The sequence below is a fragment of the Methylomarinum vadi genome, assembly GCF_000733935.1.
Lineage (GTDB): Bacteria > Pseudomonadota > Gammaproteobacteria > Methylococcales > Methylomonadaceae > Methylomarinum > Methylomarinum vadi.
Genome location: NZ_JPON01000001.1, coordinates 2,570,746 through 2,588,638 on the forward strand (window position 1 = coordinate 2,570,746; position 17,893 = coordinate 2,588,638).

At 53.9% G+C, this 17,893-nt stretch carries 14 protein-coding genes; 9 read left to right on the forward strand and 5 right to left on the reverse strand.

The genetic code is table 11. The annotated features are described in order from the left end of the window. Positions 1 to 4: 4 nt before the first annotated feature. The 4 genes from EP25_RS0112820 to ftsH form a co-directional block, all read right to left on the reverse strand. On the reverse strand, positions 5 to 820 hold the full coding sequence (locus EP25_RS0112820; RefSeq protein ID WP_031434259.1) for a hypothetical protein: 816 nt from the start codon (positions 818 to 820) through the stop codon (positions 5 to 7). 6 nt (positions 821 to 826) lie between these two features. Beyond that, a complete protein-coding gene (locus EP25_RS0112825) occupies positions 827 to 2,263 on the reverse strand; it encodes a hypothetical protein (RefSeq protein WP_031434260.1) in 1,437 nt (478 codons plus the stop codon). A gap of 162 nt (positions 2,264 to 2,425) precedes the next feature. Next, on the reverse strand, positions 2,426 to 5,641 hold the full coding sequence (locus tag EP25_RS0112830) for a glycoside hydrolase family 15 protein (RefSeq protein ID WP_031434261.1): 3,216 nt from the start codon (positions 5,639 to 5,641) through the stop codon (positions 2,426 to 2,428). A gap of 83 nt (positions 5,642 to 5,724) precedes the next feature. Continuing rightward, the gene (gene ftsH, locus EP25_RS0112835) at positions 5,725 to 7,629 is read right to left on the reverse strand and encodes an ATP-dependent zinc metalloprotease FtsH (protein WP_031434262.1); all 1,905 of its coding nucleotides are present in this window, start codon (positions 7,627 to 7,629) and stop codon (positions 5,725 to 5,727) included. 520 nt (positions 7,630 to 8,149) lie between these two features. On the opposite strand from ftsH, the gene EP25_RS0112840 reads away from it, so the two are divergent. From EP25_RS0112840 to EP25_RS0112865, 6 genes are all read left to right on the forward strand, one after another. Then, positions 8,150 to 9,136: an AAA family ATPase gene (locus EP25_RS0112840; RefSeq protein WP_031434263.1), complete on the forward strand. Its 987-nt coding sequence runs from the start codon at positions 8,150 to 8,152 to the stop codon at positions 9,134 to 9,136. Positions 9,137 to 9,256: 120 nt separating this feature from the next. Beyond that, the gene (locus EP25_RS0112845) at positions 9,257 to 10,171 is read left to right on the forward strand and encodes a DUF58 domain-containing protein (RefSeq protein WP_152555731.1); all 915 of its coding nucleotides are present in this window, start codon (positions 9,257 to 9,259) and stop codon (positions 10,169 to 10,171) included. After that, complete coding sequence (locus EP25_RS0112850) at positions 10,171 to 10,635, forward strand: DUF4381 domain-containing protein (RefSeq protein WP_031434265.1); 465 nt, start codon at positions 10,171 to 10,173, stop codon at positions 10,633 to 10,635. The genes EP25_RS0112845 and EP25_RS0112850 overlap by 1 nt, the downstream gene beginning before the upstream one ends. Further along, the gene (locus EP25_RS0112855) at positions 10,632 to 11,618 is read left to right on the forward strand and encodes a vWA domain-containing protein (protein ID WP_031434266.1); all 987 of its coding nucleotides are present in this window, start codon (positions 10,632 to 10,634) and stop codon (positions 11,616 to 11,618) included. Before EP25_RS0112850 ends, EP25_RS0112855 begins: the two co-directional genes overlap by 4 nt. Then, positions 11,615 to 13,405, forward strand: coding sequence for a VWA domain-containing protein (locus EP25_RS0112860; RefSeq protein ID WP_031434267.1), 1,791 nt, complete (start codon positions 11,615 to 11,617; stop codon positions 13,403 to 13,405). The genes EP25_RS0112855 and EP25_RS0112860 overlap by 4 nt, the downstream gene beginning before the upstream one ends. Continuing rightward, positions 13,399 to 15,144, forward strand: a complete 1,746-nt coding sequence (locus EP25_RS0112865; protein ID WP_235185899.1) for a BatD family protein — start codon at positions 13,399 to 13,401, stop codon at positions 15,142 to 15,144. The genes EP25_RS0112860 and EP25_RS0112865 overlap by 7 nt, the downstream gene beginning before the upstream one ends. A 116-nt stretch (positions 15,145 to 15,260) precedes the next feature. Here the strand turns inward: EP25_RS0112865 and EP25_RS0112870 are convergent, their stop codons facing one another. Further along, positions 15,261 to 15,692 (reverse strand): hypothetical protein, encoded by a 432-nt coding sequence (locus EP25_RS0112870; RefSeq protein WP_152555644.1) that lies wholly within the window; start codon positions 15,690 to 15,692, stop codon positions 15,261 to 15,263. 201 nt (positions 15,693 to 15,893) lie between these two features. Here EP25_RS0112870 and EP25_RS0112875 point away from each other — a divergent pair, with 201 nt between their 5' ends. The 3 genes from EP25_RS0112875 to EP25_RS0112885 all read left to right on the forward strand — a co-directional run bounded on the left by EP25_RS0112875 (position 15,894) and on the right by EP25_RS0112885 (position 17,804). Continuing rightward, positions 15,894 to 16,397 carry a CDP-archaeol synthase gene (locus tag EP25_RS0112875; protein ID WP_031434270.1) on the forward strand — a complete coding sequence of 168 codons (504 nt, stop codon included), beginning with the start codon at positions 15,894 to 15,896 and terminating at the stop codon, positions 16,395 to 16,397. A 64-nt stretch (positions 16,398 to 16,461) separates the two neighbouring features. Beyond that, entirely contained in the window at positions 16,462 to 17,214 is a 753-nt protein-coding gene (locus tag EP25_RS0112880) for an endonuclease/exonuclease/phosphatase family protein (protein WP_031434271.1), read from the forward strand. Further along, a complete protein-coding gene (locus EP25_RS0112885) occupies positions 17,211 to 17,804 on the forward strand; it encodes a CDP-alcohol phosphatidyltransferase family protein (protein WP_031434272.1) in 594 nt (197 codons plus the stop codon). The genes EP25_RS0112880 and EP25_RS0112885 overlap by 4 nt, the downstream gene beginning before the upstream one ends. The last annotated feature ends 89 nt before the right edge of the window (positions 17,805 to 17,893 follow it).

Here is a 17,893-nt window from a genome sequence, read left to right on the forward strand (position 1 = left end):
CGTCTCAACCGTCGATTTTCTCGATCAACGTGACTTTGCCGCCGATCGCATCGATAAAATCGGCCCAGAAATAAGCATGGCGTTTGCTTTGCAGCTTTTCCGCACCGTCGCGGCGGACATACAGAATTTCCACTTCGGCCCCTTGCAAGTCGGTTCTGATACGCTGGAAATAGGGCGTATCCCTGAGTTTGGCGAAATCCATCTGGCCGCGATAATGCGACCATTCGGGAGTATGCTGCAACATATCGGAAACGATGACGATTTTTTTCTTGGCCGATTTCGCAGCGGGAGGAAAGGCGCTGAGCGACACTACCTGTAAAATTTCCATGATCGGCGAATAGTCGGCATTGCCGGGTTGCATGAAGCCGGCAATGACCCTATCCAGCGGCTGTTCGAAGCGCTCCAGCCAACGCTGGCGGATCAATTTCGGATTTTCGTACCAGGCGTTGGCGTCTTCGCTGCTACGCGGCGCGCAGACCTCGAAATCCGGGGCGATAACCTCACGTTCGCGGTCGTCGATGACATAGAGCGCGATATGGGTACCCGCCTGCAACTGCGCCTTGAAGTGGGCGAAATAACGCTTGAGAAAGCGCTGTTGCACCAGATTATAGGCATCGGTTTTGTCGAATACCACCGCGACATAGGCCGGGCTACCCTGCATCGGACATAGCGTGGCGGCATCGAAACCCTGCTGCCGGCTCTGGCGGTCGTACCAAAAATAACCCAGGGCCGCGACCACGGCCAGCACCGCGATAATCAGCGAACAGCCGAGCAGGTTCTTCAGTTGTGTCCGTTGTTGCCGACTGCGATACCGTGCCATGATAACTTACTCTTCTGCCTGCTTAGTTCGAGTATGACGGAAATTCGGATCCATTTGCCGTAATTTGTCAAAAAAGAGCACATAAAGCTGCTCGATTTCGTTGGCCCGATGCTGGCAATAAGCGGGGAAATTCCTGAACAACTCCTGTTGCGCGTTCACCAACTCGATGTCGTCGTGGGCGCCACGCAAGATGAAAGTCCGCTTCGGCTCCCAATCGCTTTGAAAATAGTCGGGCGGCGGGGTCCGCCGGTGGGCCCGATTGATATCCCGGTAACGGTGGATCAAGGCATTGGCGCAGGTGATGAAATTGGCGATGCCGTGCTGGTATTCGGCGATGAAGGCCTGCTTTTCCTCGACCAAATGGACCAGGCGGGTATGTTTCATCGCAACGGCCTGTTTCATGCGCTCCAACCTGCCCAGAAAATCGCGGCGAATGGTTTCGATTTGCTCGATCACGTCGTCGCGCTGTTCCTCGTAGTTATCGAATAACTCCCGCAGCCGCCGGTGCAACTTGCCATATCCGGGATAAGGGTCGTCCCGTTTATAACCGTCGATCAACGCGAACACGGAAAACAACAGGCCCATGCAAAACAGCATCCAGGAATTGAAATCGGCCAACGTCAGCGGATTTTCCTTGAATTGTTGTAAAGCCTGGTTTCCGGCGCTGGCGGGATTGACCGCGAACAAGTCGCGGTAATGCGCCACCAACAGATTGAAGGCAACGGCGGCCCCACCGTAAATCAACAAACCGATGTAGGTACACAGGCGTTTCCACCAGGACACATGATTCTTGTAGCGAACTATCGTGCCAATGATGAAGAATGCCGTGGCGATATTGATCGCGGCGATAATGACGGCTTGGGCGACGCCGCCGAGCAGGCCCAATTCCGAGCCCTCGGCGAAAAAATAACCGTTGCCGGCCGATTCGACCAGCCAGAAAAGCAGGATGATGGCGAAATTCAATAACTGCGAATCGGGATAATGAGGAATTCTGTCCAGCTTGTTGGCGCGGCGAAATTGGCGGAATTCGTCTTCCAGCTCGTCGCGTTCCCGCCTCAAGGTCTGCAACTCGCGAAACTCTCGGCTCATCAGGCTCTCTATTTCCAACTTGATGTGGTTGGTTTGGTTGGTGATCTCCGCGCGTTCGTCTTCCAAATGGGTATCGGCGATCGAGGTATTGCGGCGGCTCAAGCCATCGTTGGCGATTTTATTGATCACCGCCATGCGCTGCTCGAAATAATTCATGATTGCGCGTTCGTTGCCGTCCGGCGTGATCGCTTGCGTCGCCGGCAATTCCTTGCTTCCGGCCTGCATGGCTTTATGCTCCAACTCCAGTTCATCGTACAGCCGGTCAGGCGCGACCACGCAGGCGCTGGTCAGATTATTCGACGACAAACCGGGCGATGAAAGCAAGCGTGAAATTCTCAAGAACCAATTATCCATATTCAGTGCGATGGGCCATGTTACCGATAAGTTCGAAGACAAACTGACATGTGAAATGTCAGGAAATTATTGCCGACTTCGAGCCAAGCGGAGCACGTCAATGATTAAAATATAGCCGAAGAAGGAATCAGCTGGAAAATTGGCGCGAAAAAAAAGATGGAATTAGTCAGTGCTAGGCACTTTTTGCTCAACGTTATTCAGCAAATAGTTCAGCGCATCGATAATGCCGTTCGCTACTTCGTGAGGGGGCAATTGATAGAAGGCCTGACAAGATAACGCATCGTCTTGTTGATAGTGATCGCTACGCTCGGAATGTTGTTGCGACCAGCAAATGCGCATAGCGTGGCTGATCAGCGTCTCCGTTATCAGTATATCGTCGATATAAAGCTCGGGATGGTCCTGAAAAATTAGCGCGAGAGCCTGCAAGGTTTCGACCGTCATTTGCCGGTAATCCGGCGATTGAATTTTATTCAGGCGGTGATTGACCAGCAGCTCGAAACTTTGCTCGCCGGCGGTCATTTGCGCCAAGATATCTTCGCTAGGCAACAGCCCCTTGCCGTTCAAACCGTCGCCGATGATCAATCCCTTGCAATGCTGCAGAATTTCCCAAACCGCGGCAAAAAATGCGGCCGGTTCCCGTCCGACGCTGCCGCGTTGTTCGCGCCATTCGCGCCAATCCTCGGCCGACCCTTTATCCTTCGGGTTAAGTTGTTCGGAAAAACGGGCGCAGCCGAGATGTTTGTATTGGCCTTCGTAACGCAGTAATTCGCTCGCTTTCAATTCGGTTTCCGAATTTTGAAAGTCGGCCAGGGTCTCCTTGACCTGTCTGGCCAACTGATGCGGCGCCAGCGTAAGCAGTATCGCGAAGGCTTTTTCCGTGGAAGCTCTCAATTTGCGCCGTTGGCGGGCGGTGATCAGTTGCATGATGTGCCCGACGCGCACCGTATGCATATCGGTGAACAATTCGGGATGCGACTTGATCAGGATGCCGAGATAGACGATCAGTTCCTGGATGATGATATGGACGGCGGCATCGTTGCCGTTACAGCTACGGATAGTATCCAGGATTTCGCCGGTATTAGGCGGGCGGGAAAAGGTCGCCCGGTTGCTGTATTCGCGGCCTACGCTGAGGCGTTTTTGCCGCACAATAATTTCGGCGGCGGACTGCTCCAGGTCGACATCGTGTTTACCCAATAAGCCGGCGCTGCGGCGAACCACATCCCAGCAGTGCATATTGCCGGCCCGAGCGTAAACTTCTTCCAGTAAATCGCGCAATGCGATATCCGACCCTTGTTCCTCCGACTTTATCGCATAATCTGAACCATGCCGGCTCAGCAAAAGAGTCAAAATTTCGAGGTGAGCGTAAAGATTGGATTCGTGTAGCAACAGTTCCGACAGCTCCGAATCCTCACGGTTCTCCCAATGCGCCAGGGTTTGCCGGTCGACCGGTTTAGTCTTCAGGGGATCGAAGGGCAGCCTGTTCGATTCGCCTATTTCCCCGTCCTGCCAATCGTTTTCGGCAAAACGGAAATCATGCAGATAATCGATCCGCTCAAGGCTGGCGGTGGGAATGAATTCCGCCAGCCGTCCCAATTGCACCGGCACGCCGAGGACAGAGCTTTGTTTCAATTCGGCCATGAATTCAAGCATGACCTGGCAACCATCGTCATCCAGCATATTGCGCTTGACCACCATCACCACCAGCGGCCTACCGGGCCGGTCCCAATGCCGATAAATGTAGGCCAATTCGTGGCGTAGGCGTTCGACCAGCAAGCGATTGTCCAACGCCAGATAAAAACCGCGCTGGTTCATGAATTGAGGCAGGAATACGATCCGCTCGTCGGCCAGCTTATACAGCAAGGCCGTGCCCAATGCGCGGATTTGCTTGTTGGGCCGTCCGCTCAGGCCAAGTCGTTGATTGCGGCCGACTTGGGTATAGGCGGCGGCCAATTCGCCCGATGCCCTGATCTGGATGGGGCTGATCTGATCGAAAGTCTGCGCGACGATGCCGAATTCATCCAACTTGTTCTGCACCGAGGCATCCTGGGCCAATAACGTGAACTGAATCTTACGGCTGCGATTGCGGCCGATACATTGCCGCCGTCCCAACGGATCAATATCGCCGATCTCCAATAACCCGTCCTGTATCAGCGCGCCCAGCATATAAAGGCTTTGCGCCCAGACCAACGGCACGTTTTCGTTGGCGACGCGGGGTTGGCTACCGGGCTGGGTGCGTTCCGCCTCGATGTTCTCGAGCGGCACTCTGTACAGTTCCGGCAGCAGGCGTTGACCGTTTTGTTCCACCAGCAAGCTATCCAGTTTGTGCCGATAAGCCGACGCCTGTTCGGCTTCGCCCCTGAATAACTTGTTCAACAACAGATAACAAAAGAACAGCGGCCATTCGCATTCGATATGCTTGAATTGCTTTAATTCGTGGGCTTCATAATACAGCCGATGAATGTCTTCGATGACTGTTTGGTGGCCGTCGCGCAAAAAGCGTTTGCAACCGTAGTTTCCCTGCAGTTTTTCACAGACTTGTCGCTCGGTTTGCAGTAATAACTCGCTGTTTTCGACGGCGAAGGCCGGATAACCGATAATACCGAGCACAGCCGCATCGACTTCCTTCGACATCGATTCGCGCGGCAACAACGACTCCAGGGTAATGCGGGAACGGGCGATTTCATCGCTGAGCACGTGAATCACCGAGGCCTGGCCGCCGTTCGGCCCGAACAGGTTGAAACCGGACATCGCCTCCAAGGCGGCCTTGGCCATGCCGACCGAACTGGCGTTCAATTCGGCGATGCCATGATTGCTCTTGTTGCCGCGTTCCCAAATGCCGTAATCGGGCGTGCGGTAGGCGCGGGCGATGTAGTGCACCAGATTCTGCACGAAATTGACTTCGTCCAGCGTAAAAATGATACGCAAGCCGGATGCGGTCATCTGCGCCAGCATTAGCAAAAACAGCGAAGTGGCGTCGAGCTGGAGATGGCCCCACTCATGATCGCCGACCACGACATTGCCGGTCTGTGTATCGTACTTGGCATGCAAGGCATCGGCCGGATTCTGGCTGTATTTGAAGCGTTCGACCTTATCCTTTTGCCGCATCATCGCGACCAGCAATCCGCGCATCAATTTAACGACGCTTTGCTCCAGTTGATAGGTTCGGCCATCGGTTTCGTCGATGCGCCGGTAGGCCAAAGCCAATCCCCAGGCGGCCAGGATACTGTAAACGTTATCGCGGACCCAGGCGTCGGTATAATTGCCGTGGACATTGACCGCGGTGCTGGCCGGCAGCAAACCGCTGACGGGGTCCTGCCGGTCCAGAATGATATCGCGCACCTGCCGGTAATAACTATCCAGTTGTTGCTTGCGGATCATGATCGTGTTGATTTATCGGCGCCGCGAACACGCCCGGTAGTCCCGGCCATGTCCGCATACGCTTTGCGGAAGAAATAAAGCCGTTAGGCATAACTTCGATCCGGTTGCAACGGGCCGGCGATACGGTCGCCATGACTTTGAGCCGGCGGCTCCAATCGGTCCGTAGCGTCCTCGAAGTCGGCGGGCGGTCGCGCATTTCCCCCCGCCATCAAATCATCGATTTGTTCGCGGTCGATGGTTTCCCATTTCATCAAGGCGTCGGCCATGCGATGTAAAATGGCGATATTCTCCTTGAGAATTTTCTCCGCCCTTTGATAATTGCGGTCGATTATCGAACGGATCTCTTCGTCGATCATCTGGGCGACGTTACTGGAGACGGTGCTGCCTTGCGCGCCGGGGTAGCCGAATAACGGCTGTCCGCTTTCCTCGCCGTAACTCAGCGGACCGAGCTTGTCCGAAAGTCCCCAGCGCGTCACCATTTTTCTGGCCAGTTCGGTCGCGCGCTCGATATCGTTGGAAGCGCCGGTCGTGACCCGGTCGTCGCCGAAGATCAACAATTCGGCCAGGCGCCCACCGAATAAGCTGGCGATCTGGCCTTCCAGCTTGCGTTTGCTGGCGCTGTACTGATCGTTTTCCGGCAAAAACATCGTGATGCCCAAGGCCCTGCCACGGGGCATGATGCTGACCTTATACACCGGATCGTGGTCGGGCATCAGCCTTCCGACGATGCAATGGCCGGCCTCGTGATAAGCGGTCAGGCGTTTGTCCTCCTCGGACATGACCATCGTATGCTTTTCCGCGCCCATCAGGATCTTGTCCTTGGCTTTTTCCAGATGCGTCATCGTTACCACCTGCATATCGGCGCGCGCGGCCAGCAAGGCGGCCTCGTTGACCAAATTGGCCAGCTCCGCCCCGGAAAATCCCGGCGTCCCGCGAGCGATTAAACCGATTTTCACATCGTCGGCGGTAGGCACTTTTTGCAGATGAACGGTCAGAATTTGTTCCCGGCCGCGCACATCGGGTAGGCCGACATTGACTTGACGGTCGAAACGGCCGGGCCGCAGCAAGGCGTCGTCGAGCACATCGGCGCGGTTGGTCGCGGCAATGACGATAATCCCTTCGTTGTCCTCGAACCCATCCATCTCCACCAGCAGCTGGTTCAAGGTTTGTTCGCGTTCCTCGTTGCCGCCGCCCATGCCGGCATTGCCTCTTTTCCGGCCGACCGCGTCGATTTCATCGATGAAAATGATACAGGGCGCGTGTTGTTTGGCCTGGGCGAACAAGTCCCTGACCCTGGAAGCCCCCACGCCGACGAACATTTCGACGAAATCGGAGCCGGAAATGGAAAAGAATTTGACCTTGGCCTCGCCGGCGATGGCGCGGGCCAGCAATGTCTTGCCGGTGCCGGGCGGTCCCACCATTAACACACCACGCGGAATCTTGCCGCCCACTTTTTGAAATTTCTGCGGCGCCTTCAAGAAATCGACCAACTCGACGACATCTGCCTTGGCTTCTTCGCATCCGGCCACGTCGGCAAACGTTACCTTGACCTGGTCTTCGGCGAACATTCTGGCCTTGCTTTTTTTCAGGCCGGAACCGCCGCCATTATTCTGCATTCTGAACATGAAGATCAGCCACATGACGACCAATAACAAGAGCGGAAACCAGGATATGAAAATCTCCATCAGCAAAGAATGTTCTTCCGGCGCCTTGGTTCTGATTTGCACACCGGTCGCCAGTAGATCATCGATTAAATGGGAATCGCCAGGGTTATAAGTGGCGAATTCCTCGCCCTCGGAGGTACGGAATTCGATAAGCCTGCCGGTAATCTCCACCCGCTCGATTTGACCGGCCTTGACCCTCTTGATGAATGAGGAATAGGCCATTTCGCCATCGTATTCCGGCGTAAAACTGATCCGGTCGTACAACACGACCGCGGCACCTAGCAATAACCCGAAGAATAAGGTCGTCAATACTGCTTTCTTCATGACAGATCTCCAATTGGGAGCCGCTCCAGTCCGCCATTCAGACACAATGCCTGGCGCGCTGAAGCAGGGAATTTATGCAAGAAATCTGCGCGAGTCGGTTCCGACAAGGCATAACTCGATTCATAAAGCCGCTATTCCTTCAGCGGCAAGTTATTGTCAGCATTTTTGATGCCACAAGCAGAAGCACTTGTAAGAACTTGATTATAAAAAGGGAAATTTCAGCAATATAAGCATATGTTTAAAGATACGATACAATTAGGGCAAAAACGCACTGTTTTGGCGCCAAAAACGAACTAATTTAGCGCTTATATCTACCCTCCTCGTTTGGCCAGATAGTTTTATGGCAAACCAAACGCTTGCCGAATCTGAAATCTTCCATGAAATTTGCATGGCAATTGCTTAAAATACGGAACTTTAAAGCCTTCCTTTCGTCATACCAGCCGTTTCCCGGCTGATTAAAAAACGGAAAATCATCGGTATGACGACAAAACCGTGCAAAACTTAAAGGAAACCGAGCATCATGGCTGAAACCAACCCAAGCAATACCCAACTCGCTCTGCAACAACTTAAGGCGATGATCGGCAGGCAGATCATCGGTCAGGAGATTCTGGTCGAACGCATGCTGATCGCGTTGCTGGCGGACGGCCATATACTGGTGGAAGGCGCGCCGGGACTGGCCAAAACCCGCGCCATCAATGTTTTAAGTAAGGGCATCGAAGCAAATTTCCACCGCGTCCAGTTCACCCCCGACCTCTTGCCCGCCGACTTAACCGGCACAGAAATCTATCGTCCCCAACAAGGCAGCTTCGAATTCCAGAAAGGACCATTATTTCATAATCTGATTCTGGCCGACGAAATCAACCGTTCCCCGGCCAAGGTCCAGGCCGCGCTGCTGGAAGCGATGGCGGAACGACAAATTACCGTCGGCGGCGCGACCTATCCATTGCCGGATTTATTCATGGTCATGGCGACGCAGAACCCGATCGAGCAGGAAGGCACCTATCCGTTGCCGGAAGCGCAATTGGACCGCTTTTTATTGCATGTCAAAATCGATTACCCGCATGCCGACCATGAACAAGACATCTTGCGCCTGGCGCGGACGGAAGCCAGGGGGGAATTGGTCAAGCAGCAGGACGAATTCCATAAAGTCAGCCAACAAACGCTTTTCAACGCGCGCCGCGAAGTCCTGGACATTTACATGGCCGACAGCCTGGAACAGTATCTGCTGCAACTGGTACTGGCCACGCGCAATCCGGGAGCTTATGGGGAGGACCTGGCGTCCTGGCTGCAATACGGCGCCAGCCCGCGCGCCAGCATTGCGCTGGACCGTTGCGCCCGCGCCAAGGCCTGGCTGCAACAACGCGACTTCGTCGGACCGGAGGACATCCAAGACATGGCCTACGACATATTGCGGCACCGTTTGATCTTGTCCTACGAAGCCGAGGCGGAGGGCGTCACCACGGACCGCTTTATTCAGGAATTGATCGGCCGCGTCGCCGTACCGTAAAGACATTTAATGTTGGGGACACGCTAGCGCTTAGTCCAACCTACAGATCATAAGTTGTAACCGCGCTTAGCTTAATACGGCGTAGGTCGTACTAAGCAAAGCGTGGACGACAACAACCAAATGGAGCACATGAAGGCAGCCACAGATAATCAACTAACGAACAGCGAGCTGGTCTCGGTCAAACTGAAGACCTTGGTCGCTCTGGCGCAGAAAGCGAGCGCGCTAAATCTGCGCCACGACCAGATCCGTTCCGGCCAAAGCGGCGGTTATCTGTCTCGTTTCAAAGGCCGCGGCATGGAATTCGACGAGTCCCGTTTGTATCAGCCGGGCGACGATATCCGCAGCATCGACTGGAAGGTCACGGCCCGCACCGACATGCCGCATACCAAAATATTCCGCGAGGAACGGGAACGGCCGGTGTTCATCTCGGTGGATTACCGGCGAGCCATGGCCTTCGCCACCCGCGGCGTGTTCAAATCGGTGCAGGCGGCCAAACTGGCGGCCCTGTTGGCCTGGGCCGCGCAGCAACACGGCGACCGCATCGGCGGGCAGATTTTCGGCGACCATTCATGTCTGGAACTGAAACCGCAAAACGGCAAACACGCCGTGCTAAGGCTGTTCAATGCCTTAGTCAGCCCTAATTTTACCGTCAACAGCGACAACATGACGTTGGAACGGGTCTTGTCACGCTTGTTACAGCATGCCCGCCCCGGCAGTCTGGTCTACATCATCAGCGATTTTCGCGGACTCGACGAAAAGTCCGAAACCCATCTGCTGAAACTGGCCCGACATTGCGAGGTCGCGTTGATCCACGTCTACGACCCGCTGGAAAGCCATCTGCCGGCCAAGGGGTGCTATCGTTTTACCGACGAACGGCGCGATATCGTCATCGATACCGGCGACAAGCAGCGCATCCTCGGTTATCAACAACGTTTTCAGCAACGATTAGAACATTTACAACATCTCTGCCAAAAACCGGGCCTGACCTTGCTCAATTGCAGTACTGCCGACGATCCGCTGGAGGTATTCAGGTAATGGAACAATCCCTGCCGATCAGAGACATCCACCTCCCCGAAGCCGTCAGTTGGTGGCCGCCGGCAATCGGCTGGTGGCTGTTATTGCTACTCATACCGTTGCTGCTATTTTTGTTATGGCGGCTTTATAAACGAATCATCCGCCGCACCGCCGTAAAAAGCGCGAAAAAATTATTGATCGCTATCAAACAGGACAAACAATCGACCGATCTGGAAAAGCTGCAACAACTGTCCACCTTGCTACGCCGGGTGGCGATCAGCCTGGAACCGAGAGATCAATGCGCCAGCCTGACCGGAGCAGCTTGGCTGCGCTACCTCGACCGATCGGTCAAGGGCTCGCCGTTCAGCGAAGGCGCCGGACGCTGCTTGGCCGATGCCCATTTTCGGCAAACCGCGCCCGAAACGATCGATATGCCGGCCTTGATCGGTTTGTGCGAACAATGGTTGAAAGGACAAAAGCCATGATACATTTCGAATGGCCCTGGCTGTTGCTGTCCTTACCATTACCGTTGTTGATCCGCTGGCTGTTGCCGACGCATGCTCCGGCGGAACAGGCCGCCTTGAAAGTGCCTTTTCTGGAAGATTTCGCCGACGCCGAGACCAGAACCGTTATGCCGGCACGACGCTGGCCCTTGCTGTTGGCCGCGATCGCCTGGGGCTTGCTGGTGTTGGCGGCAAGCCGGCCGCAATGGCTGGGCGAACCGATCGAGCAGGCCGTCAGCGGCCGCGACCTGATGCTGGCCGTGGACGTGTCCGGCAGCATGGAGGAGCAGGACTTCGTCATCGACAAGCGCATGGTCGACCGCCTGAGCGCGACCAAGCAAATCGCCGGCGAGTTCATCAAACGCCGCGCGGGCGACCGGGTCGGCCTGATTCTGTTCGGCACGACCCCCTATTTGCAAACCCCGCTGACCTTCGACCGCAAGACCGTCGCCACCTTGTTGAACGAAGCCTTCATCGGCATCACCGACGACGAGCCCGCCACGTCGATCGGCGACGCCATCGGCTTGGCGGTCAAACATTTGCAAGACAAGGAAGCCGACAGCCGGGTGCTGATCTTGTTGACCGACGGGGCCAATACCGCCGGCCAGGTTTCGCCGCTGCAGGCGGCCGAGCTCGCGGCGGAAAACCATCTGAAAATCTATACGATCGGCATCGGCGCCGACGAAATGATCGTCCGCAGTTTTTTCGGTTCCCGCCGGATCAACCCGTCCCGCGATCTCGACGAACGCACGCTGAAGGCCATCGCGCAAAAAACCGGCGGCCGTTACTTTCGCGCTCGCAATACCGAGGAATTGGACAAAATCTATCACTTGCTCGATGAGTTGGAACCGGTGGAAAAAGACAAACAATATTTTCGGCCGCGCAGCGAATTGTATCCCTGGCCCCTGGCATTGGCCTTGTTGCTGGCAGCCATACTTGCCGCCAGTCGTTCGAGGTGGACATGAATTTAGCGGAATTCCATTTTATCCGGCCCTATTGGTTGTTGGCCCTGCTGCCAGCCATTGCGCTGATCGCATTGGAAATGAGAAACCGGCTCAAGCGCGGCAACTGGGGCGAAGTCTGCGATGAGGCCCTGCTGCCTTATATTTTGCAGGACAAGGCGGTGCGGCAAAGCCGCTGGCCGTTGACGGCCGCCGCTGCGGCCGCGCTGTTAAGCATCTTCGCCTTGGCCGGCCCGACCTGGGAGCGCCTGCCGTCGCCGGTCTTCCGCAACGACGCGGGACTGGTGATCGCTCTGGACCTGTCGCGCTCGATGAATGCCGCCGACATCCGTCCCAGCCGTTTAATCCGGGCCCGTTATAAAATCGCCGATATTCTGAAGCAACGTAAAGACGGGCAAACCGCGTTACTGGTCTATGCCGGCGACGCCTTCACCGTCACGCCGCTGACCGAGGATAACGCGACCATTGCCAACCAGTTGAATGCGCTAAGAAGCGATATCATGCCGAGCCGTGGCAGCAACACGATGGCCGCCTTGCGCCTGGGGGTAAACCTGCTCAAGCAGGGCGGTCTGCGCCAAGGGGAGATATTATTAATCACCGATGGCGTCGACGAGAACACGATCGAGCAAGCCTCCGAGCTGTTGGGCCCTTATCGGTTATCGGTGTTGGGGGTGGGCACGGCGGAAGGCGCTCCGATCAAGGCCGCTACGGGCGGCTTTGTCAAGGACGCCGAAGGCAATATCGTCGTGCCTAAATTACAAGCCAGCCGCCTGGCAAAATTGGCCGCCGCGGGCGGCGGCAGCTATCGCAACATCAGTAATGACGATAGCGACCTGAAAGCCTTGCTCGCCGCCGTCGATCGTCCAACTACCGAGTCGGACAAGGAAGATAACGCGCTGAAACTGGAACAATGGGACGAAAAAGGCCCTTGGCTATTGCTGTTGGTGCTGCCGCTGGCGGCTCTTTGTTTCCGCAAGGGCTTGCTGGGCATCGTTTTGATCCTGCTGTTGCCCTATTCGCAACCCAGTCATGCCCTGGAATGGCGCGATCTGTGGCAAACCCAAAACCAACAGGCGCAACAGGCCTTCCACCAGCAGAAATTCGAACAGGCCGCCGAACAGTTTCAATCACCGCAATGGAAGGCCGCCGCGCAATACAAGGCCGGCCAATACCAACAAGCGGCGAAAACCCTGCAAACCGTCGACACCGCCGAGGGCCATTACAACCGCGGTAACGCGCTGGCCAAGGCCGGCCAACTGCAACAGGCGCTGGAGGCCTATCGGCAGGCCTTAAAGCTCGACCCTGACAACGAAGACGCCAAATACAACAAGGAATTGGTCGAACAGGCGCTGCAACAACAGCAACAGCAAAACCAGCCGCAATCGGGCGAAGACAGCCGGCAATCCGATCGGCAACAAAACCGACAAGACCAACAAGGTGAGTCTTCCGAACAACAAGACGAGCAAAAACAAGATCAAGGGCAAGAACAGCAAAGCGATTCCGCAAACGCCGAGCGACAACCGTCCGAATCGTCCGAACAAAATGAACAGGATACCAACCCCGAAGCACAAAGCGCGGAACAAATGGACCAGCAAGCCGAACAACCCGACGAAGCGGAAGCACAGCAACAACAGCCCGCGCCGCAAACGCCGATGGACGAAAGCGAACAAGCCAGCGAACAATGGCTGAAGCGCATTCCCGACGATCCCTCCGGGCTGCTGAAACGCAAATTCAGATATCAATACGGCCAGCGCGGCCGCAAACAATCATCACAGGATCAGTCATGGTAAACATCACTGAGTTGGCACTGCCGTTTATGACTCGTCAAGCACTCCCTGTTAACAAAAAGACTGGCGTTACAAGCGCCTTAAGGTTTATCGCGGCCGTCATATTGACCCTGCTGTGCGGCTCCCTAGCGCAAGCCGCCGAGATAGACGTTTCCGTCGACCGCAACCCGGTCAGCATCAATGATTCGTTTCAATTGACCTTCACCGCCAGCGAGACGCCCGACGACGACCCCGATTTCTCGCCGTTGGAACACGACTTCGACATCATTAATCAACAGCAAAGCTCGCAATCTTCCTGGATCAACGGCAGCTTCAGCAAAACGGTTCAATGGACTTTGACGGTGATGGCTAAACACACCGGCAGGCTATTGGTGCCGGTTATCCGTTTCGGCAGCGACAGCACGCGACCGCTGACGCTTACGGTCACCGAGGCCGATACCGCCCACAACAGCAATGACGAATTATTTCTCGAAGTGGAAGCGACGCCGGAACAACCTTATGTGCAAGCACAAGTCATTTACACCTTGCGCTTTTACCGCCGGGTGCAAATCACCCAGGCCAGCCTCAACGACCCGGAGGCGGATAATGCCGTCGTGGAAAAACTGACCGAAGACAGCAATTACAACACCCGCATCAACGGCGTCGCCTATGCCGTGACCGAGCGTAAATACGCCATCTTTCCGCAGCAAAGCGGTCAATTGACCATACCGCCCTTGGTATTGACCGCGCAAGTGGTCAGCGATGCCAGCTCCCGCTTTAACGGTTTTTTCAGTTCCCAAGTTACCAAAACCAAGCGCATTACCTCAAGGCCGGTTAGCCTCAATGTGCTGCCGGCGCCAATCAGCGCCAAGGGGATATGGCTGCCGGCCGAGCAGGTCCATGTGGAACAGCAATGGTCCAACGATAACTTGCAAGTCAAGGTCGGCGAACCGTTGACCCGCACACTGACGCTGCTGGCCAAAGGCTCGACCGTCGGGCAATTGCCGGAACTGTGGAGCGGTAAGGACATCGACCAAGTCAAAAGCTATCCCGATCAACCTACGTTGAAGGAGAAGAAATCCAGCGAAGGGGTGATTGCTTTCCGCGAGGAAAAAATCGCCTTTATTCCCTCCCGGCCCGGCACTTACCAATTACCGGCCATCGACATTCCCTGGTTCAACACGAAGACGCAAAAAATGGAAACGGCCCGGATTCCTTCCGTCACTTTGACCGCGATCGCGAGCACCGCAGCCGTTGCGTCCCCCCCGCAGGCAGCGCCACCGCAAGCCGCGCTGCCGCAACCTGTCGCACTTTCTCCGCAATCGGCGTCCGCCAACGACTTGTGGATGTGGCTGGCCATCTTTTTCGGCAGCGGCTGGCTGCTGACGCTGCTTTTCTTGTTGTATCGGCATCTGCGCAAAACTCCCGAGAAAGAAGCGCCTGTCGACCGCAAACAAATCCTGTTGAAAGACATTAATAAAGCGCTTAAAGAGGCTTGCCGGAAAAACGATCCGCAAGCCGCCAAACAGGCTTTGTTGCAATGGGGAAAAATCCAGTTCAGCGCCAACAGCCTGGGCGCCATCGCACCGTTTTGCGAAGCCCGCCTGCGTGACGAAATTCTGCGTCTGAACCAGTATTTATATGCGGCGGAAAACAGCGCATGGGATGGCAAAAGACTCTTTCAGACCTTCGCCGAGCACAATGCGCGTAAGCAGATTAAGCAACCGGTTGAGGACGAACTGGAACCGTTGTTTCGGGTTTAGCACAACGCCACTTTGGTACCAACGTCAGCGTGTCAACATCATAGCGTCATATAGGAAATGATGGGTGACGATAATCGTTTTGCCGTGATCGTCACCCATTTCTTTAAGTCTCGAGGTTAAAATCTTGGCCAACTTTGTCTGGAAGACCAGGCGACAGGTCCTTTGTCTCTTCGAAAGTGGTCGTGTTCTCCACGAAAATGCCGAGCATATCTATCATTATTTTTCAGTTTTTGAATATGGCCGCTGGCTTTGTCCAAGTGCGCCATAATTTTTCTTCTTTCGCCATGACTCAGCCAGCGTTGTTGTCGCAGGCGGGCGATCCGTTTGTCGATGCGGCGATGTTCGCGTTTTAATTTTTTCGCCTCCCACCGCGTCAAATCACCCATCTGAATTCCTTTTTCTATTCTAAAATATTGGCGATCCAAACGTTTTGCCACTTTATTCCAAAAATGATTTACTCGGAAAGTTCTATCATGCTGCCATCCCCAATCGGCATGAGCTGCATATGGAAAAACTATTAAACTGATGATTACAAGCATTCTTTTCATTTCTGTCTCCTGCTGTTACCAGCATTTTCAAAGTCGGCTACAGATTAACGGAAGCATGCTGAATCATTACTGAACATCGTTTAATTTAATGAGTAAACCTGACTCCTAGGTTTAAAGATTTGGTTAATTAGGAAATATAGTTTTCTTAGATTCTAATTTTGAACATGTAATAATTCGTCCACATTGCCGAGATAATCAGTCATGGAGTTCTTTTCATCATTTTGGCAGAGTATCGGCAGGCATTTAATTTTGCTTGCGATTGCTAATGGTGCACCGGTATTTTTCCGGAATGTATTCGGTCCACGGTTTGCCTGGCCGATTGATTTAGGCCACAGTTTCATCGATAAACGCCCATTATTAGGCCATAGCAAAACCTGGCGCGGTCTTTTTTCGTCAATCTTGTTAACGTCTCTCTTGGCGCCTTCACTCGGATTGCCGATTTCACTTGGAGCTCTATTCGGGATATTAGCCATGTCGGGCGATTTGCTATCGAGTTTTATCAAACGCCGCCTTGGGTATGAGGCAAGTAGCCGTTTTCGTTTACTTGATACGATTCCTGAGTCGCTTTTCCCCATGTTTTTTTTACGGGAACAATTGGGAGTGACGATCACGGAAATCATTCTAATCGTCATACTTTTTTTCACTTTGGAGGTCATTCTCTCACCGCTGCTTTATCGCTTACATATCCGTAACCGCCCCTATTAAGGGCGGCGCACCAAGTAGCAATCTGCTACATTTAATGAATCACTACTCAGTTTATGAAAAATAAATGCAGGACAATCAATTACGTGTTTTAACCTATAACATCCACAAGGGCTTCAGTTGCAGTAATCGCCATTTTATCTTGCACCAGATGCGGGAAGCCTTGGTGCAAACGGATGCGGATATTCTATTTTTTCAGGAAATGCAGGGAGAGCATAAAGAACATGAAGAAAAACATCGTAACTGGCCGGAATGCTCCCATTCGGAATTTCTTGCCGAAGAAGTTTGGCCGCATTTCGCTTACGCCAAGAATGCCGTCTATAGCGTTGGCCATCACGGCAACGCCATACTCAGTAAATATCCCTTAACAAGCTGGGAAAATATCAATGTTTCTCCATTCACCTGGGCCAGCCGCAGTTTGCTACATGGAGTTATTGAATTGCCTCAGCTTGCACAAGAATTACACGTGATATGCATTCACTTGGGGCTGATTGGCATGGAGCGCAGGCGCCAATTCGGTTTGTTATGTCAGCGCATCGATGAACATGTACCGCATGAGGCACCCCTGATCGTTGCGGGCGATTTCAATGACTGGACCGGTCAGGCTGAAAAAAGGTTTTATCAGCATCTGGGACTGAAAGAAGCCTATCGTTCCCAGCATAAACGTTATGCCAGAACGTTCCCCACCTGGCTGCCGCTGTTGCAGATGGATAGAATTTATTTCCGCGGCTTGCAGTTACAATTCTGTGATCGTCTAACTCAGGAACCGTGGAATCGCTTGTCCGATCATATTCCCTTGCTGGCCGGTTTTGCGCTATGAAAACCTATGCCTTCAAACAATTACTAACACTACCCAATTTATTGACCAGCTTTCGTTTCGTCAGCGCGCCCATATTACTGGGTTTGGCATGGCATGGTTATGAACAGGGTTTTTTATTGCTTTTGATGATCACTTTTCTGACCGATGTGCTCGATGGAATGGCGGCCAGAATGCTTGACCAGGAAAGCGAATTGGGTGCCTTACTCGATACTTGGGGAGATTTGCTGATTTATACCACGATCGCGTTGAGTTCGTGGCAATTATGGCCTGAATTGATGCAACGCGAATTGCTGTTCGCCAGTATGGTCATTATCAGTTATTTGTTGCCATCCATAGTCGGTATTGCCAAATTCCACGCCTTTCCCAGTTACCATACGTGGTTGGTTAAAGTGGCGGTGGCGTGCATGGGTTGTTCGTTTTTCTTGCTGGTATTGTTCGATATCTCCTGGGCGTTCCGCCTGGCGGCGGTATTGTGTGTATTGGCCGCCGGCGAGGAAATCGCCATCAGTTGCATACTGCCGGATTTACGTTCCAACGTTAAGTCTTTTTGGCATGTCAAACGACAACTGGCATATACCTCAAAAAACTAACGACGCATTCTGTGTTTTACTGCTCGACAATGGACATGCTAAACATGCTCCAAGGCGATATCTCTTTGTAAAAAATCTTCGATTGCATG